The 20002-nt window shown below is 73.2% G+C and carries 19 protein-coding genes; 13 read left to right on the top strand and 6 right to left on the bottom strand.

The window, feature by feature from the left end; translation table 11 throughout:
• A partial coding sequence (locus tag E4U92_RS16340; RefSeq protein WP_241681778.1) for a molybdopterin-dependent oxidoreductase occupies nucleotides 1-1357 on the bottom strand: 1357 nt, incomplete at its 3' end.
• Nucleotides 1358-1585: 228 nt separating this feature from the next.
• Between E4U92_RS16340 and E4U92_RS16335 the strand changes: the two genes are divergently transcribed.
• Nucleotides 1586-2155, top strand: coding sequence for a phosphatase PAP2 family protein (locus tag E4U92_RS16335; RefSeq protein WP_137301089.1), 570 nt, complete (start codon nucleotides 1586-1588; stop codon nucleotides 2153-2155).
• A 342-nt stretch (nucleotides 2156-2497) separates the two neighbouring features.
• Complete coding sequence (ku, locus tag E4U92_RS16330) at nucleotides 2498-3667, top strand: non-homologous end joining protein Ku (protein WP_137301088.1); 1170 nt, start codon at nucleotides 2498-2500, stop codon at nucleotides 3665-3667.
• Between the two features lie 36 nt (nucleotides 3668-3703).
• Here ku and E4U92_RS16325 read toward each other — a convergent pair whose 3' ends face one another.
• From E4U92_RS16325 to E4U92_RS16310, 4 genes are all read right to left on the bottom strand, one after another.
• The gene (locus E4U92_RS16325) at nucleotides 3704-4918 is read right to left on the bottom strand and encodes a low temperature requirement protein A (RefSeq protein WP_137301087.1); all 1215 of its coding nucleotides are present in this window, start codon (nucleotides 4916-4918) and stop codon (nucleotides 3704-3706) included.
• A 240-nt stretch (nucleotides 4919-5158) separates the two neighbouring features.
• Entirely contained in the window at nucleotides 5159-5563 is a 405-nt protein-coding gene (locus E4U92_RS16320; protein ID WP_168371828.1) for an STAS domain-containing protein, read from the bottom strand.
• A 146-nt stretch (nucleotides 5564-5709) separates the two neighbouring features.
• Nucleotides 5710-6729 (bottom strand): NADPH:quinone oxidoreductase family protein, encoded by a 1020-nt coding sequence (locus E4U92_RS16315; protein WP_137301085.1) that lies wholly within the window; start codon nucleotides 6727-6729, stop codon nucleotides 5710-5712.
• Nucleotides 6730-6797: 68 nt separating this feature from the next.
• Nucleotides 6798-7154, bottom strand: coding sequence for a MerR family transcriptional regulator (locus E4U92_RS16310; protein WP_137301084.1), 357 nt, complete (start codon nucleotides 7152-7154; stop codon nucleotides 6798-6800).
• Between the two features lie 109 nt (nucleotides 7155-7263).
• Between E4U92_RS16310 and E4U92_RS16305 the strand changes: the two genes are divergently transcribed.
• Nucleotides 7264-7698 (top strand): VOC family protein, encoded by a 435-nt coding sequence (locus E4U92_RS16305; protein ID WP_137301083.1) that lies wholly within the window; start codon nucleotides 7264-7266, stop codon nucleotides 7696-7698.
• Nucleotides 7699-7793: 95 nt separating this feature from the next.
• On the opposite strand, the gene E4U92_RS16300 is transcribed toward E4U92_RS16305, so the two are convergent.
• Nucleotides 7794-8336, bottom strand: coding sequence for a GNAT family N-acetyltransferase (locus E4U92_RS16300; RefSeq protein WP_137301082.1), 543 nt, complete (start codon nucleotides 8334-8336; stop codon nucleotides 7794-7796).
• Between the two features lie 537 nt (nucleotides 8337-8873).
• On the opposite strand from E4U92_RS16300, the gene E4U92_RS16295 reads away from it, so the two are divergent.
• The 10 genes from E4U92_RS16295 to E4U92_RS16250 all read left to right on the top strand — a co-directional run bounded on the left by E4U92_RS16295 (nucleotide 8874) and on the right by E4U92_RS16250 (nucleotide 19995).
• Nucleotides 8874-9995, top strand: a complete 1122-nt coding sequence (locus tag E4U92_RS16295; protein WP_137301081.1) for a 3-deoxy-7-phosphoheptulonate synthase — start codon at nucleotides 8874-8876, stop codon at nucleotides 9993-9995.
• A gap of 56 nt (nucleotides 9996-10051) precedes the next feature.
• Nucleotides 10052-11470 (top strand): aldehyde dehydrogenase family protein, encoded by a 1419-nt coding sequence (locus E4U92_RS16290; RefSeq protein WP_137301080.1) that lies wholly within the window; start codon nucleotides 10052-10054, stop codon nucleotides 11468-11470.
• On the top strand, nucleotides 11467-12789 hold the full coding sequence (locus E4U92_RS16285) for a phenylacetate--CoA ligase family protein (RefSeq protein WP_137301079.1): 1323 nt from the start codon (nucleotides 11467-11469) through the stop codon (nucleotides 12787-12789). Before E4U92_RS16290 ends, E4U92_RS16285 begins: the two co-directional genes overlap by 4 nt.
• The gene (locus E4U92_RS16280) at nucleotides 12786-14519 is read left to right on the top strand and encodes a prenyltransferase/squalene oxidase repeat-containing protein (RefSeq protein WP_137301078.1); all 1734 of its coding nucleotides are present in this window, start codon (nucleotides 12786-12788) and stop codon (nucleotides 14517-14519) included. Before E4U92_RS16285 ends, E4U92_RS16280 begins: the two co-directional genes overlap by 4 nt.
• Nucleotides 14520-14624: 105 nt before the next feature.
• Nucleotides 14625-15101: a hypothetical protein gene (locus E4U92_RS16275; RefSeq protein WP_137301077.1), complete on the top strand. Its 477-nt coding sequence runs from the start codon at nucleotides 14625-14627 to the stop codon at nucleotides 15099-15101.
• A complete protein-coding gene (locus tag E4U92_RS16270) occupies nucleotides 15088-15363 on the top strand; it encodes an acyl carrier protein (protein WP_137301076.1) in 276 nt (91 codons plus the stop codon). Before E4U92_RS16275 ends, E4U92_RS16270 begins: the two co-directional genes overlap by 14 nt.
• Nucleotides 15360-16406, top strand: coding sequence for a class I adenylate-forming enzyme family protein (locus tag E4U92_RS16265; protein ID WP_137301075.1), 1047 nt, complete (start codon nucleotides 15360-15362; stop codon nucleotides 16404-16406). The genes E4U92_RS16270 and E4U92_RS16265 overlap by 4 nt, the downstream gene beginning before the upstream one ends.
• Nucleotides 16407-16433: 27 nt before the next feature.
• The gene (locus E4U92_RS16260; RefSeq protein WP_168725130.1) at nucleotides 16434-17183 is read left to right on the top strand and encodes an SDR family NAD(P)-dependent oxidoreductase; all 750 of its coding nucleotides are present in this window, start codon (nucleotides 16434-16436) and stop codon (nucleotides 17181-17183) included.
• A 44-nt stretch (nucleotides 17184-17227) separates the two neighbouring features.
• Nucleotides 17228-18280, top strand: coding sequence for an acyl-CoA synthetase family protein (locus E4U92_RS16255; RefSeq protein ID WP_137301073.1), 1053 nt, complete (start codon nucleotides 17228-17230; stop codon nucleotides 18278-18280).
• 35 nt (nucleotides 18281-18315) lie between these two features.
• The gene (locus tag E4U92_RS16250; RefSeq protein ID WP_137301072.1) at nucleotides 18316-19995 is read left to right on the top strand and encodes an HAL/PAL/TAL family ammonia-lyase; all 1680 of its coding nucleotides are present in this window, start codon (nucleotides 18316-18318) and stop codon (nucleotides 19993-19995) included.
• Nucleotides 19996-20002: the final 7 nt, after the last annotated feature.

Raw genomic sequence — 20002 nt, 5'->3', positions numbered from 1 at the left:
TCACCGGGCCCGCCTCGGGACGGGCGAACGGCTTGGGGGTGTCGATCCGCGAGGCGGTTTTGATCGGCGCCTTGCGGGCCCAGCCGCGCTTGACCCAGTAGGGATCGTAGGAGTCGAACGTGGTGAGCTCGATGTCCTTGATCCACTTGCAGGCCGAGACGAACCCGTACAGGCCGGGGACGACCATGCGGACCGGGAACCCGTGGTCGAAGGGCAGCGGCTCACCGTTCATGCCGAGCGCCAGCAGGGCATCGCGGCCGTCCATGACGTCCTCGACCGGGCTGCCGATCGTCATGCCGTCCACCGACCTGGACACCAGTTGATCCGCTGGCCCGCCCCGCGACGGAGCTTTCACTCCGCATTCGGCGAGCAGGTCGGCCAGCCGTACGCCGATCCACCGGGCGTTGCCCACGTACGGGCCGCCGACCTCGTTGGAGACGCACGTGAGGGTGATGTCCCGCTCGATCAGCTCCCTGCGCAGCAGGTCGTCGAAGGAGTAGGTGCCGGGGCGTCGCACGCCCTTGCCGTGGATCCGCAGCCGCCAGGCGGTGGCGTCCACCTTCGGCACCACCAGTGCGGTGTCCACCCGGTAGAACTCCGAGTTGGGGGTGACGAAGGGGCTGATCCCAGGGGTGCGGAGCCCGGCCCTCCTGGGGACCGGCTGTGCCGGTGACCCGGGCGACGGCAGCATGATCTGCTGGCGGGACGCGATCGCGTCCTGGCCGCGTGAGGTGTTCAGGGACCGGCCGACCGTGCCCACCGCGGCGGAGGCCGCCGCGGCTGACGCGGCAGCGAGGACGAATCCTCGCCGGTCCCAGCCCGCGGGGACGGAGGGACCGTCTTCCGTTCCCGTGGCGGAGTCGGCTGCCGACGCCTGCGGCGGCCTCACCGCGGTCAGGCGCCCCACCAGCGCGTACAGGAGCAGCGCTCCCGCCAGGGCGCCCACGACGGAGGGCAGCGCGTCGGCGAGGCCTGTGGAGTCCGGCCGGGTGACGGCGGCTGCCGCCCCGATGGCTCCGAAGAGAAGGACCCCGGCGGCTCCGACCCGCCGGTACCGCACCGCCAGCACACCCGACGCCAGAGCCAGCGCCGTCAGCACGGCGAGGATGCCGAGTTGCAGGACGAGCTTGTCGTCGGTGCCGAAGTGGCGGATCGCCCAGTCCTTGACCGCGGCGGGCGTCGCGTCGATGGACGCCCCGCCCACCGCGATGACCGGACCGGACTGCGGACGCACCCCGGCGGCCACCGACTCGGCCACCGCCAGTGCGGCGAAGCCCGCCAGCACCCCGCTGAGCGCACCCAGCGCCGCGCGCGGCCGGCCCGGCCGTACTCGCTGATCCTTCTCTTCGTCCCTCACGCCGGGAATCCGGTTCTGCCCGCGCGGCGGATTGGTCGCGGACCTGATCAGGTGAAAAAAGATCGCAGACCAATCCGCGCGGTGTTCCGCCACGGATTACCCCTTTGGCGGCTGCGGCTCCCCTGCGCGGGATGCCGTCGTGCAGAGCGACCACCCGCCGCACCGAGGACCGGGACGGCTGACGCACCGAGGGTGGTGTGAGCCGTCGACCGGGGGTACCGGCAGTGCATGAGGCTGTTGGACCAGGTGCGCGACACCGACCGGACCCTGACCAAGAAGGCTGCTCACCGTGTTCCGCCGGGGGTGGGCAAGGTGCTGTCGGCGGTCGAGGAGGCCGCGGAGAGCACGAAGTTGTGGTGCGCAGCGGCCGGCGTGATGGCATGGCGGGGCGGCCGGCGGGGTCGCAGGGCAGCGGCCGTGGGCGTCGCCGCGGTCGTGGTGGCGCAGTTGGTGTCCAACGGCGTGTGCAAGCAGGTGACCGGCCGGCGCCGGCCGCCCGAGGAGTGGATCCCGCACGACGAGGTCCAGGACCGCCCGGACTCCTCGTCCTTCCCGTCCGGGCACACCGCGGCCGCCGTGGCGTTCACCGCGGCCGTCGCACCGGCGTGGCCGCTGGCCGGCGCCCTGTGCGCGGTGCCGGCGGCAGCGGTCGCCGTCGAGCGGGTGCAGAGCGGCGCCCACTACCCCAGCGACGTCGCGGCCGGCGCCGTCATCGGCCTGGCCACCGCCTGGCTCGTCCACCGTGCTCCGCACCTGCTGCGCCGCCGGCTCCTCGACGGGCGGCTGACGACCCCGTGACCGCGCCGGCCGACCGGACGGGACCCCGGACCCGCGCGGCCTCACATCCGTGATCTCAGCGCGTCGGCCTCCAGGCCCGCCGCGTCGCCGCCTACGGCACCGACGTCGACCTCGGCATCATCGAACGCCGTCGAGGTGCTCCTCGTGTCCGTGCGAGGACGCCGTCGGCCACGCCCCACCACCGTGCGGCCGGTCACGCCCCGACCACCGTTCGGGCGGCCCGGCGCGCGGTGGTGCGGCGGGGGTGCGAGCGTGGTGGTAAGACGCAGGGCACCCGCGCCCGCTGCGGGGCGGGTACGGCAGACCCGCGGCCGGTGCGGGCGGACAGGACGGAGCGGCGGCATGGCTCGGGCGATCTGGACTGGTGTCATCACGTTCGGACTCGTCACCGTGCCCGTCGGCCTCTACACCGCCACCCAGGATCACGCGGTCCACTTCCACCAGCTCCAGCGCGGCACGTCGGACCGCGTCCGCAACAAGCGGGTCAACGAACGCACCGGCGACGAGGTCGACTCCAAGGACATCGTCAAGGGCTACGAGATCGACGACGGCCAGTACGTCGTGGTCGAGCCCGACGAGCTGGACGAGATCGCCCCGGGCCGCTCGAAGACCATCGACATCAGCGATTTCGTCGACCTCGACCGCATCGAGCCGGTGTACTTCGACCGCACGTACTACATCGCGCCGCGCGGCAAGGAGTACACCGAGGTCTACGAGCTGCTGCGGGCCGCGCTGGCCGAGGCGGACAAGGTCGGCATCGCCACCTTCGTCATGCGCAACAAGCAGTACCTGACCGCCCTGCGCGCCGAGGACTCGGTGCTGGTGCTGCAGACGCTGCACTGGGCGGACGAGGTGCGCGACCCGGGCGAGGAGCTGCCCGAGCTGCCCTCGTCGCGGGCCGGACGCGGCAAGCAGATGGACATGGCGCTCCAGCTCGTCGACGCCCTGAGCACCGACTGGGAGCCCCGCCGCTACCGGGACACCTACCAGGAGAAGGTGCGCGAGCTGGTCCGGGCCAAGGCGGACGGGCAGGAGATCACCGGCGGCGAGGAGCCGCCGCAGGCCACCGACGTCGTCGACCTGATGAAGGTCCTCGAGGGCAGCCTCGCATCCGCTCGGTCGGGCCGTGCCGGACGGGCCGACCGGTCCGACCGGGCCGAGCGCGCACGGAGCGGCGAGAGCGGCGGGAGCGGCGAAGGGCCATCGGTCCGCGAAGCGGGCGCGAAGAGCGGCGGGCGCAAGGCCGGCCGCGCGTCGTCCGGCGCGAAGAAGAAGGCGTCGGGCCAGACCCCCGCCCGCCGCCAGGCCCCGCCCGGCAAGGCCGGTGCCGCCTCGGCGCGGGCGCGTGAGCGCACTCCCGGGACCAAGAGCGAGCTGCGCGAGCTCAGCAAGGCGGAGCTGTACGAACGCGCCACCGAGCAGAACGTCGCCGGCCGGTCGAAGATGAGCCGCGACCAGCTCGTGGACGCCCTCGCCCGTGGTGGCACCCGACGCAAGAAGAGCGCCGCCTGACCCGGACCACCACGCCCATCACGCCCCGGCGCGCCGTCACCCACGCCGGCCGGGACCCGGGCCGCGTCTCAGGAGCAGCTCCGCCGCGGACAGCCAGGCGACGGCCGCGGTGATCAGCCAGACCTGGCGGACGGGCGACTCGGAGTCGGCGGTGACGGCCACCACGGCGCACAGGACCGACGCGGGCAGCACGCCGACCAGCAGCCACCTCCCCGCCCGGGGCACCGTACGGGCCCGTACCGAGGCGGCGATGACGACGTACGCGCCCGCGCCGGCCGCCATGACCCAGCTGCTCTGTTCGTGCAGCGGTCCGTCGAGGTCGGCGACGACACCCCCCAGGCCGGCGGCCAGCGCCGCCAGGGCGGCCGCGGTGCAGCAGTGCAGGGCCAGGACAGGGGCGGAGACCGGATCGTCGGGGGGCAGGAAGGGGACGCCGCCGTGCCCGCGGCGCAGGCACAGCGACCACAGCAGGGTGAGGGTGAGGAAGGCCGCGGGAGCGGTGAGGTGCAGGTCCCGGTCCCAGGGTGTGTCGGAGGCCGCCTCGACGAGCTGGTAGACCCCCTCACCGAGGACGATGAGGACGAACAGGCCGAGCCGTTCGGCGAGGTGCTCGCTGTCGAGGCGGGCGGTCGTCACGGGAACCGGCGACCCGGACCCGTGGTCGCGCCGGGGCGGTCGGTGCGGGGGCTGGGGAACCCGGCGCCGGATCGTCCTGCCGGCGGGGGCCGCCAGCGTGATCGCGAGGTCCAGCAGCAGGCCCACGGTCCACAGCCACAGGCGCACGGACTCCTCGACGGCCCACAGCGAGGCGATCCAGGGGGCCACCCCGAGGGTGAGGCGGGCGGCGGGCCAGCCCTCCACCCGCTGGTGCCGCTGCTGCCAGACCCTGTCGGCGAAGAGCCGGGCGATCACGTAGGCCAGGGCGAACGCCCGGGCGTGCTCGCCGTCGCGCACGCCGTGCACCGCGGCGGCCATGACCGTCAGCCCGAACATCCCGAGCAGCAGCGTGCGGGTCCTGGTCTTCTCGGCGGCGACGTCGCCGTACAGCGTGTTGGAGATCCACGCCGTCCAGAAGGCGACGAAGAGGACGGCGTACACGGCCACGTCGTGCGCGTCGGTCTCGCCCTGCAGCAGCCGGGCGAGCTGGGCGACGCCGGCGACCGCCACGAGGTCGAAGAACAACTCCAGCCACGAGGCGTGTCGGGCGCCGCCGGCCGGCGGCGCCAGGGCGAGGGACGACGTCCGTTGCATGACCCGACCGTAGTGGCTGGGGCGGTGCCGTCCGGGGTGGCGCGACACGGCCCTGCGCCGTTCGGCGCCGTGCGCGTCGGGCGCGAACGCGGGCGCGGCCAGGGCCTTCCCGTGTGCGCGTCAGGTGTTTCCCTTGCGCGTCAGGTGTTTCCCTTGCGCGTCAGGTGTTTCTCTTGCGCGTCAGGTGTTTCCCTTGCGCGCCGAGCGCTTTCCGCGTCCGCCGAGCGCTTTCCGCGTCCGTCAGGCGCTTTCCGCGTCCGTCGGGCGCTGTGCGGGGCCGCTCGACCGGTGCGGGGTGTCGCGGAGTCGGCGGGCCCGGGTGACGGCTTCGTCGAGGGAGACGGTGATCAGCAGGACCGAGTCGAGGCCCAGGATGTTCAGACGCCAGCGCAGGTGCTCGTCGGGAACCGCCATCACCAGCGCGCCCCCGACGTCGTTCAGGCGGTGCCAGAAGGTCAGGAGCACGGTGATGCCGCTGGAGTCGATGAAGAGGTCCGGTGAGACGTCGAGGACCAGGTAGCGGCAGCCCTCGTCCAGCAGGCGTTCCCCGGCCGCGCGGACGTCGGAGCTGGTGAACAGGTCGACGTCGTCGGGCAGGGCGGCGACGACGAGGTCGTCACTGCGGTCGATCAGGCGAAGGTCCACCAGTCCTCCTCTCGTGCTCGGTCAGCCTCACCCTAACCGTGGTTCCGGCTGCGGCGGGCGCGATGGCCGTGGCCGGGGCATCGCGGCCCCTCATTCTGGCGGATACCCGGCACCTCGCCCGGTTCACCCGATACCGTCGGGGTTTCTCAGCTCCAGGGATCGAGGGCGTGCTTGCCGCGGGTGCGGCCCGCCGCGAGTCGCGCGAGCACCTGCGGCCCCTCGGCCAGCGGGTGGACCCGGGGGGTGCCGGGCGGGTAGACGCCCCGGGCGATGAGCTGGGTGAGGTCGTCGAGCAGGGACCGGTACAGGGCGGGTGCCGCCGTCGCCAGCGCCCCGATGTGCAGGCCCTTGATCTGCACCTGGTGCGTGAAGACCAGGTCGTGTGTGCTGAGGGTGACGTCACCGGACGCGGCGCCGAACACCACCACGCGCCCGGTGAACGGCTTCGTGACCGCCAGGCTGACCGGGAACGTGGCGCGACCCACCGACTCGAGGACCAGGTCGACGCCGCCGGTCCGGCGCCTGATCTCCTCGGCCAGGTCGGGCCGCGCACTGTCCAGCACCTCGTCGGCACCGAGCGCCCTGACCGTGTCGTGCTTGGCCGTCGACGCGGTGGCGATCACGCGTGCGCCGTAGTGCAGGGCGAGGCGGACAGCGGCCTGTCCCACGCCGCCGGCCGCCGCGTGGACCAGCACCACGTCCCCGGCGCGCACCTCGCCCAGCGGCTTCAACGCGGCCAGTGCGGTGGCCCAGTTGAGCACGAGGCCGAGCGCCGCGGCGTCGCTCCAGCCGGCGGGAACGGGGAGCACGCCCTCGGCCGGCATCGTCATGTACTGCGCGAAGGCACCCGGCCCGGTCCCGACGACGTGGGTGCCGGGCGGCAGGGCGCCATCGACGCCCGGGCCCACGCCCACGATCTCGCCGGCGGCTTCGAAGCCCGCCACGTACGGCGCCCGCGGACCCGACCCGTAGGTGCCGTGACTCTGCATCACGTCCGCGAAGTTGACGCCCGCGGCGCCCACCCGGACCAGGTACTCGCCGGGTCCCGCCGTGGGCCGGGGGTGGCCGGTCGTCAGGGCCAGGTCCTGCGGGCCCCGGTGCGAGTGCTGGACCAGGGCCCGTACCGTCTGCTCGGCGGCCTGCCGCCGCCCCTCGTCGCTCCTCATGGGCCGCACCGTAGGACCCTGACACCCGCGTGAAGGTCAAGTCGGGTCCGCCGACGGCTCCTCGACGGTCACGTCACGCTCCCCCGCGCCTCGCGCAGGAAGGCGTCGAGGGCCGCCCGCTGCTCCTCGAGTCCGGCGATGCGGGTGGCGAGTCCGTCGCGGTAGCGTTCCACCTCTCGCACGAACTCCGCGCACACCGCGCCCGGTTGATCGACCGCCAGGTGGGGCAGGACCTCCCGGACCAGCCGCAGGGGCAGCCCGGACTCCAGCAGGGAGCGGATGACGCGGACGCGGTCGAGGGTGGAGCGGCAGTAGTCGCGGTACCCGTTGCCGCAGCGCCCCGGGACGATCAGTCCCTCGTCCTCGTAGTACCGCAACGACCTGGCACTCACGCCGCTGACCCGGGACGCCTCACCGATCCTCATACCCGCGACAACGCCCGTGCGCCCGGAGGTCTTCCGGTCCCCGCGCACGGCCTGCGGAGGCCCGGAAAAGGAGAGCGGCCCGCCCCAACGCCCCTGCTACGGTGACCGCATGGCAACGATCAAGAAGGTTCAGGTCACCTTCGACTGTGCGGAGCCGGAGCGCGTCGGCCGCTTCTGGTGCGAGGTCCTGGGATACGTCGCACCGTCGCCGCCGCAGGAGTTCGCCACCTGGGACGAGTACAACGCCTCGCTGCCGCCGGAGCAGCGAGGTGCGTGGTTCGCGTGCAGTGACCCCCAGGGGGTCGGCCCGCGGCTGTACTTCCAGCGCGTGCCCGAGGGGAAGGTCGTCAAGAACCGGGTGCACCTCGACGTGCGGGTCGGCACGGGCCTGGTCGGCGAGGAGCGCGTGGCCGCGCTGGAGGCCGAGTGCGCCCGTCTGGTCGCCCTCGGCGCCACCCGCGTACACCTCATGCCGGCTGACGAGGACAACGAGTCGTGCCTGCTGATGCAGGACGTCGAGGGCAACGAGTTCTGCCTGGACTGACCGTCGCGGGCCCGCTGGACCGACCGCAGAGCCCCTGCTGGACCGGGCGTCGCGCGCCTGCGGCGCCCTGTCGGGTCCCCTCCCTCTCCCCTCCCTCAGCCGCGGTCCAGTCCCCACGTCTGCAGGGCGAACGGCCGGCCCTTCTCCTCGCCCGTGATCAGCGGGACGTCCAGGAGACGGAAGCCCGCCCGGGTGGCGACCGCGACGCTCGCCGCGTTCTCCGCCTCCAGTTCCAGGACGACCCGGTCCGCGCCCAGCTCCTCGAAGGCGTACGCCGTCATGACGCGCACCGCCCGGACCGCCAGGGCCTGGCCGCGGTGCGCGGGGCCGATCGCGTAGCCGAGTTCCGTGCCCTCGGGGGCGCGTCGCAGCATCACCTCGCCGAGGGGCGCGTCACCGTCGACGGTGACGGCGAGCAGGATGGCCGTGCCCTCCGCGCGCAGCCGCCGGTCCCGGTCCAGGCGGGCCCACGCGGCCTCCTCGTCGAACGGGGAGACGATCGGGGTCCAGTACGCGATGTCGGGGTGGTCGAACAGCGCCGGCATCGCCGGCACGTCCGCCTCCGTCCAGTCCCGCAGGACGAGGCCCTCCCCCGTGAGCCGGAGCCGCTCGGGGAACGGGGACGCGGTGCTGCTCATGCTGTGGGACCTCCCTGCCGGTGCGAACGAGGCAGGATAACCGGGCAGGCGGGCGAGGGGCCGCCGGTGTGCCGGGGCACTCCGCACCCCGCCGGCGTCCGGCCGGTCACACCGCGCCGGCGTAAGGTCGTCATCGACCTCGTGACGACGTCCGACTTCTGGCGGCCTGGGGTGGGACGGCCGTCGCCGACGGACTCGCAAGCCGGTGTGGCCAGGCCGCCCGGCCATCGGTGACATCTTTTCCGCCCTGGTCATCACACCGTAACTCCGGCTTCGATCCGTTGCCGTTCTCCTCATTCCTCTCCTCTTTTCCGGTCCGGCCGTCCCTGATCGGGGGCGTTGTTCCGCGCTGCCGCGCATTCGCTGTGCAGCTAAATGCAGAACAACTTGCTGCACGCGCCACAGGTGGCGGCCCGTGCCCGGACTGCGGCACGGTGATGGTCGTGTCCGCCGGACGCTGGTGGATTCCGCGAGCCCGTCCGGGTAATTCGTCGCCGACGCACGAACGGTGCGCTGAGGAGACCGAATTGAGGAACGATGCAAACTCTTGACACGCTGACCGAAGAGAAAACCGATTCCGCAGCCGGAGCATTATCGGCGGCTGGTATCGGCGGGCACGGCCGTGCGCGAGGGACCTGTACGCCCGGTGAACTCTTGGGCGAGCTGCCGCTCACCGTGCCGGCCGCCCGGTCCGTCGGTGCCGGCCGGGTGATGACGCAGCGCGTGCTGAGCGGCCTGGACGACCGGCTGCTCGTCGTGGTCGGGCCGTGCTCCGTCCACGACGTGGACGCCGCGCTGAGCTATGCGAAGTCCCTGCGCGAGCTGGCCGTCGGTCTGGCCGAGGACCTGGCCGTGGTGATGCGGGTGTACGTCGAGAAGCCGCGCACCACGGTGGGGTGGACCGGACTGCTGTGTGACCCGGCGCTCGACGGCACCCTGGACCTCGACCGGGGGCTGCGCGCGTCCCGGGCGCTCATGCTGGAGATTGCCGAACTGGGGCTGCCCATCGCGACGGAGTGGCTCAGCCCAGCCGCTCCGGCGTACCTGGCCGACCTGATCTCCTGGGGCGCCATCGGCGCGCGGACCGTGGAGAGCCAGGTGCACCGGCAGCTGGCCAGCGGCCTGCCGATGCCCGTCGGTATGAAGAACGGCAGCGGCGGGTCGCTGTCGGTGGCCGTGGACGCCGTCCGGTCGGCCGCCCGGCCCCATGCCTACTTGGGCCTCGGCCGGGACGGCAGGGCGGCCGTCGTCCGCACCAGCGGCAACCCCGACTGCCATGTGGTGCTGCGGGGCGCCACTGGCCGGCCCAACTACCGCCCCGAGGACGTGCGCGAGGCGGCCCGGTTGCTGGCCGCGGCCGCGCTGCCGACCGGTGTGGTCATCGACGCCAGCCACGGCAACAGCGGCAAGGACCACGTGCGGCAGGCGGTGGTCGCGCGGGAGATCGGCGATCAGGTCGCGGCCGGGGACACCGACATCCGCGGGGTGATGCTCGAAGGCTTCCTGGTGCCCGGACGCCAGGAACCGGGAGCCGAGGAGGCCGTGTTCGGCCAGAGCATCACCGACGCCTGCATGGGGTGGGAGACCACGGCCGACGTCCTGCATGACCTGGCGGTCGCGTCGCGCCGGCGCCGCGCGGCGCGGGGCCGCAGGCCCTGACCCGCCTGCCTCCGCCCTCACGTCGCCACTCGCCGAAAGGAAACAGGAGAGCGAGCATGCTGGACATACCCGCGCTGGGTCCGTCGGGGCCCTACCGGACGCGGAACCGCACGACCGTCGCGGACGCCTCGGGCGTTCCGGCCCTGGAGCTGGCACTGGTCCCCGGGCTGGTCGTCTCGCACTGGATGGACCAGTTGCGCGAACAGTCGCCGCTGCCCGTGGCGGAGACGGCGGACGCGCTCAGGCGGGCGGCCGACCTCTTCGAGGCCGAGGACGTCCTCGGAGACGGGCTGGACGCCCACGAGCGGCGGATCGCGCAGCTGACGGGCACCCCGCTCGCGGTCGTCCGCGACTGCGACGCGCTCATCACGAACACGCTGCGCGACGTGGGACGGGCACCGTCGGCGGCCCGGCCCGCGGGCTGCGCCCCGGCCGGCGTCCCGGTGTCGGAGGCGCCGGCCGAGGGTGCCGTCTGGTGCCGCACCGGCGACGTCTTCGCCGTGCACGCGGCGGGCAACAGCCCCGGCGTCCACGCGATGTGGCTGGAGGCACTGGCACTCGGCTACCGGGTCGTCGTCCGCCCCTCCCAGCGTGACCCGCTCACCCCCTTCCGCCTGGTCACGGCACTGCGCGGTGCGGGGGTGCCGCCGACGCAGCTGGTCCTGGTGCCCTGTGACCACGCGACGGCGGACCTCGTCGTCGAGCGCGCCGACCGCGCGCTGGTCTACGGCGGTCAGGACGTGGTGGACAAGTACGGCGGCCGCGCCGACGTTCGGTTGCAGGGGCCGGGCCGTTCGAAGCTGGTGGTGACCGCCGGGGCGGATCGCGGCGCCGCGCTGGACCTCGCCGTCGCGGGCGCGCTGTACCACGCGGGCACCGCCTGCACCGCCACGACGGGCGTGCTGGTCGAAGAGGACCCCGCCGGCTTCGCCGCCGAACTGGCCGCCGTCCTCGGCAAGGTGGCCGCGGCCCCGCCCGTGGACGAGGAGGCCGTACTGCCGTGCATGCCGCGGGCCGCGGCGGAGCGGCTGACGTCGGCGGTCCTCGGCCGGGCCGAGGACGCGGTCGTCCACCTGGCGCCGCGGGCCGAACCGCTCGACGGCGCGGGAGCCCTGACGGCGGTGACGCCCGCGGTGGTGGAACTGCCGTCGCCGCGGCACCCCTCGCTGTCGTACGAGATGCCGTTCCCCTGCGTGTGGGTCGCCCCCTTCGAGCGCGCCGCCGTGGACGTGCTCGACGGCTCGCTGGTGCTGTCGCTGCTCACCGAGGACCGGGAGCTGGTCTCGGCGGCCACCGCACTGACGCGGGTCTCCAACGTCTACCTGGGCCGGCCGACGTCGTGGACGCACCCGGACGTCCCGCACGACGGGTTCCTCGGCGAGTTCCTGATGCGCGCCAAGGGATCGGCCCGCAACGCCCCGCTGCCGGAGCGCGCCGGCGCCCCGGCCCGTCCGCGATCGAGGAGTGACGTATGAAGATCAAGTCCCGGAGCGACCTCGAGCACCTGGAGCAGATACAGCGTGAGGTGACCGCTCACCGCGGTGCCGCGTCCGACGAGGCGTTCTACACCGCGAAGCTTGCCGAGGTGTGGCAGCGTGCCGCGCGCACCGCCGCCTACCCCTCCCTCGGGCCGTTCTCGATGCGCGCGTTCCTGGACCTGCCCGTGACGTCCAAGGACGATCTGAAGGCCCGGCCGCTGGAGTACCTGCGGGTGCCGGTCGGTCAGGGGCTGAAGTACTACCAGACCACGGGTACGACGGGGACCCCCACGCCCACGCCCCGCACGGCCAAGGACATGATCGCCAACACCGTGTCCGTCGCGGAAGCCTGGCGTCCGCTGCTGGCGGACCAAGGTCACCGCGCCCTGATCCTGCTGCCCTCGGACATCGTGCCGGTCGCGGATCTGATGGTCGGGGTCTGCGAGTTCCTCGACATCCCGCATGTGAAGGCTTATCCGTACACGACGGGGATCTCCGACTGGGACCGCATCATCGCGCTGTGGGAGGTGTTCCGGCCGACCGTCGTGTTCGTGGCGCCCGGTGTGCTGCTGCAGTTCTCGCAGATCCTGAAGCGGCGGGGCCTGCTCCACGAGCTGCGCCGGCCGGTCGAACGCCTCATGCTGCTCGGCGAGGTGAGCACCCCCGAGCTGCGGGCCATGGTCGGGCGCTGGTGGGACGCCCGCGCCTGTGACGCGAGTTACGGCAGCACCGAGAGCGGCACCCTCGCGGCATGCTGCGCCCGAGACCGGCTGCACCTGCTGCGCCGCGCGAACTACTTCGAGATCGCCGGCGAGGGCGGCGTCGTGCCCGCCGAGGCGGGGCGTGAGGGCCGGCTCGTCGTCACCCCGCTCAACAACGACGCCCGCCCGCTCCTGCGCCTCGACATGGGTGACGAGGTGTCCGTGACCGACCGGTGCCCCTGTGGTGCCGACGGCCCGGTGGTGACGGTGCACGGCCGGGGCAGTGACGGCACCGCCATCAAGAGCAGCCGCGTCCGCACCCGGGACCTGGAGGGCATCGTCTACGCCGACCACGACGTGCTCGGATACCTCATCGAGGTGGACGGGCGCGGCGCCTGGGCCAGGCTGCTGCTGGAGCGGGACCCCGGTGCCGACCGCGCCGGCGAGCCCGCACGGCAGGAGCTGATCCAGCACCGTACGGACGAGCGCCTCGGCTTCCGCTGGGACGAGGTGCGGTTCGTCAACCGGCTGCCGGTCACGACGAAGAGCGGCGGCTCCCAGAAGAGCTGGAAGCGCTCGAACATCAGGGTCGTCGACGAGGTGGTTCCGGCATGAACCACGACGTGCTGCTGAGGTCGTCCGGGGTGGTCTCCGGCGAGTCCGACCTGTGGTGCACCTACGCGGCGGTCCGCACGCTCTCCTGGCTCGGCCGGACCGGCGACCTGCCCTCCCCCGAGACCGTCGCCGGGTTCCTCGCCTCGCGGCGAAACACCGACGGCGGGTTCGCGTGGTCGGCCGGCATGACCTCCGACGCCTGGGCCACCTACTACTGCACGCAGGCGCTGGCCGAGCTCCCGGCCGACGTCCGCGGAACGACGGGCGAGGCGAGTTCGGCCTGGGTGTGGAGCACCCTGCACGCGGACGGCGGGTTCGCGATGACGCCCGGTCAGACCTCCGACGTGTGGGCGACGTACTACGCCGTACGCACCCTGGTGGAGATCTACGGCGAGCGGCCGCCCGAGGCGCTGTTCGACTGGCTTGCGGCGCTGCAGGCCGAGGACGGCGGGCTGGCGTGGAGCCCGGCCCACGCGAAGAACGGCACGTCCGATGTCCGGGCCTGTTACTACGCCGTCACCGCGTGGAGCACCGCCACCGGCGGGCGCGGGCCGCTGCCGTGGAACCGGGAGCGGCTCACCGCGTGGATCCGGGCCCGGCAGAGCACGGCCGGCGGCTTCACGTTCCAGGCAGGCGACACGACCGACTGCCTGTGGGCGACGTTCCGGGCCACCGGTGCGCTGGCTCGCCTCGGCGAGCGTCCCCGGGACCCGGAGGGCTGCGTCGCGTGGATCCGTCAGCGGCTGCACCCGGACGGTTCGTTCACCCGGTGGCCGGGCTATCCGGTGCCGGACGTGTGGGCCGCGTTCTGCGCGGTCGGTGCTCTGCGGGAGCTGGGCACCGACCTCGACGAAGTGGCGGACGGGGTGGTGCGTACGGTGCTGTCCTTCCGGACGCCGCAGGGAGGCTTCACCTACCGCGCACCCGGGTTCGCCTCGGACGTGCTGACGACCTCCGCCCACCTGCTGGCGGGCCGTTTCACGGACGCCGGGGCACGCGACGCGCTGCGGTGGACGGAGAGCTGCGTCCTGCCGAACGAAAGCGGCGTCATGTATATGCCCGGTCGGGGCAGTGAGGTGCGGTGCACTCTGTGGGCACTGTCCGCCGGGGCGTTCCGGGACGACGCGCCGGCCCGTGCCGCGGTCGCCGACTGGCTCACCGATGCCATCCAGAACCCCGACGGAGGGTTCGGCTACTGGGAGGGCCGCGCGTCGGACATGGTGTCGACGTGCGCGGCCGCGGAGGTCCTGCGCTTGACCACCGGCGAGCCCCCCGCGGCCGCCCTGCACGGCATCGCCGGCTACGTGGCCTCGTGCGAGACGGAACCCGGCCGGTACGCCAACGTCCCCGGCGGCCGGTCCACGCTGCGCGCCACTCTCCAGGGGCTCAGGGCGCTGCACCGGGCCACCGACAGTGCCGACGGCGCCCGGGTCGCCGACGCGCTCGCCCGGCACCGGGTCCGCGGCGGCGGGTTCGCCAACGAGGGCAACCGCGTCCCCGACCTGCTGAGCACCTACGAGGCCGTGCTGACGGCGGACGTGTTCGGCTTGCCGCTCGACGCCGGCCACCTCGCGGCGTTCCTGGACAGCGTGCGCACGGCGGACGCCGGGTTCGCCTGGACCCCCCTGATGGCCACGAGCGGCGGTCCGCTCGCGGACTGCCTGGGACGGCGCCTGGAGCTACGGCTGTCGTCGGCACGGCACGCGCTGCCGCCGCTGGCCCTGTCCTGAGGAACACCCGTCGCGACAGGCCGGGACCGTCGTGACAGACCGGCAGGATCCCGTCGTCACAGGGCCGGACCCGGTGACGGCCCGTATCTCGAAAGGCGCCGAACCTTGCCCACCATCGAAGTGTCCAGTACCCCGCTGACCCCCTCGGCCCGGCTGCGGGCCGCCGTGCGCCTCACCAGGTGGCTGGCCGCGCACGGCTCGCGGGCCGCGCACGTCGTGGTCACGTTCCGGACCGTGGAACCGATGGCGTACTTCTGCGGTGGGGTGCCGCTGACGACCTACGCGGACACCGCCGCGGACGGCGCGACCGCCGACGGCACCGGCGAGAGCGCCACCGTTCGGTGGGCGTCCGTCGTGTGCCGCGTCCATCCCGACCGCGACCATGCCTACCGGGCGGAGCTGGCCGAGGAGATCCGGGAGGCGCTCGGTCTCGACGGGGACGGCGCCCACCTGACGGTCCGCTTCGAACCCACCCAGCCCGAGCGGGTGTTCTACCTGGACTCGGGGTCGATGACGAGCGGCGGCCCGGCGGCGCCGGCCGGCCGCGCCCAGCAGAAGGGAATCGATCATGCCCACCACTGACCTCACCCAGATCCACGACCGGGTCCGGACGGTGCTGGAGAAGCGCTTCGGCGACGCCGCCCGCGCCCTCGCCCCGGACGCCGAACTGTCCGCCGCGCTGCCGGGCTTCGACAGCCTCGCCGCTCTGGAGTACGTCAGCGCCGTGGAAAGCGAGTTCGGCATCGAAGTCGACTTCGTCGCGGACGACGTGCGCTACTGGTTCAGCACCCTCGACCGCACCGCCACGTACCTGCGCGAGCGGATCGAGGACCAGGCGGCATGACGGCGACCGCCGGCACCGCCTCCCCCTCCGCTGCACCGCGCGGCGCGCTCGGCTTCGAGACCTCCGGCAGCACGGGTGCCGCGCGCCGCTGGTTCCGGCTCCCCGAGCAGATGGAACGCGAGGTCGAGCTGATCGGCGGGCGGCTGGTCGGCCCCGTCGACCACGTGGTCAGCTACGCTCCGCCGCGGCACTTGTTCGGTGCGCTCTTCGGTGAGTGGCTGCCGCGCCGGGCCGGGGCGCGCGTCCACCAGGCGTGGGCCGATCCGTTCGCGCCGCTGCCCGTCTCGCCGGGAGAGCGGGTGCTGGTCGTCTGTGTCCCGATGGCCTGGGAGCTGCTGCACCGCGCCTGGCCGGCGCTGGAGCGGGCCGCCTCGGTCGTCGCCCTGCACAGCTCGGCGGCACCGCCGCCCACGGCCCACGGGCTGATCCGGCGCGCCGCCGGGCGGCTACGGGCCCACGAGATCTTGGGTTCGACCGAGACCGGGGGCATCGCCCACCGGCCGCTGGGGCCCGAGCCGGACGACGGAGGCTGGCAGGCCTTTCCCGACGTGACCTTGCTCCGCGACGCCGGCGCACCGGCCGACGGCACGGAGGACTTGGTGGTCCGCGGCCCGCGGCTGGCCCGCCCGGCCGTCACGCGCCGGCCGCCGGACCGGTGGGCCACCGGCGACCTGGTGCGGTTCACCGGCCCGCGCACGTTCCGCCTCGTCGGCCGCAGCGGCTCCCTGCTCAAGGTGAACGGGAGGCGGGTCCACCTCACCCGGGTCGAGGAGCGGCTGCGGGCCGCTCTGCCGGGCACGGAGTGCGTGGCCCTGCCGCTGCCCGGCGACCCGCTCGCCGGGGAGGGATACGCCGTCTTCTGGGCCCGCCGCGGCGGCCGGGCCGGCGTGGCGGAGATCAGGGCGGCCCTGCGGGACTTTCCCGCTCCGTCGACGGTGGTGGAACTGGCGGCGGTGCCGAGGACCGCCACTGGTAAACCCGATCACCGGTCGTTGGTGGCCGCGCTCGAACGGCTGCCCTCCGGACCTCGTCGCACCCGCTGATCGTGTCAGTACGTCGAAGGAATCACTGTGTCCAGGTTGATCGTGGTGACCGGTGCGAGCGCCGGCATCGGCAAGGCCACGGCGAAGCGGTTCGCCGAGAACAAGGACAAGGTGCTGCTGGTCGCCAGGGGCGAGCAGCGGCTGCACCGGGCGGCCGAGGAGATCACGTCGGACGTGCCGGGCGCGGACGTCGAACCGCTCGCCCTCGACATGTCCGACGCCGGGGCGGCGCACGCCCTGCGCGAGCGGGTCGGGGCGGCGGGGCTGCCTCCCGGCGCGCTGCTGTGCTGCGCGGGAGCGGTTCCCGCATCGGGCGGCGAGGACGTCTCTTCAGTGCTGACGGAGTGGCAGGAGGCGTACCGCTCGAACGTCCTGACGTCCGTCATGGCCGTGGAGAGTCTGCTGCCGCTGATGGCGGACGGCGGCAGCATCGTGCTCTACAGCTCCATCGCCGCCTACCGGGGCTCCGGCGGGACGGGGGCGTACGGCGCCGCCAAGGCGGCCCTGCACTCGTACGTCCATGTCCTCGCGACGCGTCTCGGGCAGCGCGGCATCAACGTCAACGCGATCGCGCCGGGTTATGTGGCGGGCACCGACCTGTTCGGCGACGGCTTGCCCGGTGCCCGGGAGTCGATGCTCGTCCGGCAGACCGCGCTGGGACGTGCGGGTGACCCGGCGGACATCGCCGAACTGGGCTTCTACCTCTGCTCGCCGGGCGGCGCCTACGTCACCTCGCAGATCCTCCAGATCAACGGCGGCTCGCAGCACGGCGTGTGAGCCCCCCTCATCGTCACCTCCGACCGAGAAGGCAGGCAGCAACCATGAACGCCCGTGAACAGGCGGACGCCCACGTCCGCGCCATGATGCGCTGGCACTTCGACCCGGCCACGGGATCCCGCTTCTGGCTGGAGCGCCGGGACCGGCTGGGGTTCGACCCGGTCGAGGACGTGCGGTGCGTCGACGACCTGCTGAGGTTCCCCAACCTGGTCGACGAGCTGCGGGACGTGCCGGTCGAGGACCTCCTCCCGCGCGGCCTGGACGCGACGGAGAAGGTGTTCGCCGTGTACGAGAGCGGCGGCACCACCGGCGCCCCCAAGCGGTTCGTGATGTTCGAAAGCTGGTTCGACCAGTACATGGCCTGGGAGAACGCTCACTACCCCGACGACGGTCAGGGTCACACCCTCGCCGTGGCCCCCAGCGGTCCCCACATGCTCGGCGAGTACTCCCGGAGGATCGCGCAGGCCAGGGGCGGGATCCGGTTCTCCATCGACCTGGACCCCCGCTGGGTGAAGCGGCTCATCGCCGCGGGTGACACCGCCGGCGCCGCCGCCTACGTCGATCACCTCGTCGACCAGGCCGAACTCGTCCTGCGGTCGCAGGACATCGCCTTCCTCATCACGACGCCGCCGCTGCTGACCCGGCTGGCGGAACGGGCCCCGGTCCGCGAGCTGATCCAGGAGAAGGTGCGCCTGATCATCTGGACCGGAGCGCACATGGATCCCGACACGCTGGACTACCTGTCCACGGAGCTGTTCCCCAAGGTGCGGTTCCGCGGGTCCTACGGCAGCACTTCCGTCCTGAGCGGCACGGTGCAGCGTCCCGACCCGGAGGGCGCGGGTGACGCGGTCTTCGACTCGTACGCCCCCTTCGTCTTCTATCGCGTGGTCGACCCCTCCTCGGGGCGGCCTGTCGAGTTCGGCGCGGAAGGGGCCGTCGTCATGAACTACCTGACGAAGTACGGCCTCGTGCCCAACAGCCTCGAACGCGACAGGGCCACGCGGGTGCCCAGCCCCACGGGCGTCGGGGACTCCCTGCGCGACATCCACCCGGTGGCCGAGGCGGGCGGCCGCAAGCTCATCGAAGGCGTCTACTAGGCACCGCCCAGCCGGTGCCGGGAGGAGCAGGACACATGACGCACGGGCCCACGGCCGGGCACCTCGAACTCGACGGGTCCGGCCTGTCGCCCCTCGCGGTCGCCGCGGTGGCGCGCCGCGGCGGCGCGGAGAGCCGGGTGACGGTCGGCGCCGCGGCCACCGAACGGATGCGGGCCTCCGTCGACCTCAAGGACGCGCTGCTGGAAGAGGAGATACCCGTCTACGGCGTCACCACGGGATTCGGGGACAGCTGTGTCCGGCAGATCGCACCGGACAAGGCGCACGAGCTCCAGCGCAACCTCGTGCTGTACCACCTCAATGGTGTGGGGCCGGTGGCCACTCCCGCGGTGGCCCGGGCCACCATGATCATCAGGGCGAACGCGCTGGCGAAGGGGGTCTCGGCGGTCCGTCCACAGGTGGTGTCCACGCTGCTGGAGTGTCTGCACCGGGACATCCTGCCGCTCATCCCCGAGCGCGGTTCGGTCGGTGCCAGCGGTGACCTCGTACCGCTGTGCTACCTGGCCGCGGCGCTGATCGGCGAGGGCCGGGTGCTGCACCGGGGCACCGTGCGCCCGGCGGCGGACGCGCTGCGCGAGGAGGGCATCGAGCCGCTGCGGCTCGCGCCCAAGGAGGGCATCGCCCTGATCAACGGGACGTCCTTCGCCGCCGCGTACGCCGTGCTCGCGGCGTGGGACGCGCGGGAGCTGGCGTTCGTCGCCGAACTCGCGACAGCCATGACGGTCGAGGCGCTGGGCGGCAACGCGTCTGCCTTCCACCCCTTCGTGCACGGCAGCAAGCCGCACCCGGGACAGGTGCGGTCCGCGGAGGTCGTCCGGACGCTGCTGGACGGCTCCCGGCTCGCCACGTCCTTCGAGAACATCCTGGTGCGCCGGCGACGGCTGGAGGGACGCAGCTGCGTCCGGCTCGACGAGCGGGTCCAGGACCGGTACTCGGTGCGCTGCGCGCCGCAGATCATCGGCATCGCCCGGGACACGCTCGCCTGGGCGGAGGACTGGCTCACCACCGAGATCAATTCCGCCAGCGACAACCCCCTGTTCGATGCCGACGGTGGCGGTCTCCACCTCGGCGGCAATTTCTACGCGGGCCATGTCGGACAGGCCATGGACAGCCTGAAGACGGCGGTGGCCGGCCTCGCCAACCTCCTCGACCGGCAGCTCGCGCTCGTCGTGGACGAGAAGTACAACGAGGGTCTGCCGCCCAATCTGGTGGCCGCGCGGACGCCGGACCATTCCGGGGCGGGCTTGCACCACGGGTTCAAGGGGATGCAGATCGCCGCGTCGGCGGTGACCGCCGAGGCCCTCAAACAGACCGGGCCGGTCTCCGTGTTCTCGCGGTCCACGGAGGCGCACAACCAGGACATCGTCAGCATGGGCACCATCTCGGCCCGTGAGGCGCGCACCATCAACGGCCTGGTCCGCGACGTCGCGGCCATCCATCTGCTGGCGCTCGCCCAGGCGCTCGATCTGCGGGGCGTCGGGCAGGCCTCGCCGGCCGTCCGGGCGGTGCACCGGCTCATCCGCGAGCACAGCGCGTTCGTCTGTCGTGACCGGCGGCTGGACGAGGACATCGTCGCGGTCGCCGACCTGATCGAGACCGGGGAACTGCGGCGGGCCGCCGGTCTCGACGACGAGGAGTTCGCCGGTCCCGTCGGGACCGGTGCGGCCCGCCGGACCGATCACACCGCTCTCACCTGATCAGGAG

The sequence above is a fragment of the Streptomyces galbus genome, assembly GCF_005280195.1.
GTDB classification, from domain to species: domain Bacteria; phylum Actinomycetota; class Actinomycetes; order Streptomycetales; family Streptomycetaceae; genus Streptomyces; species Streptomyces galbus.
The sequence above is the reverse complement of the archived record's forward strand: the minus strand, read 5'-3'. Positions and strand labels throughout refer to the sequence as shown.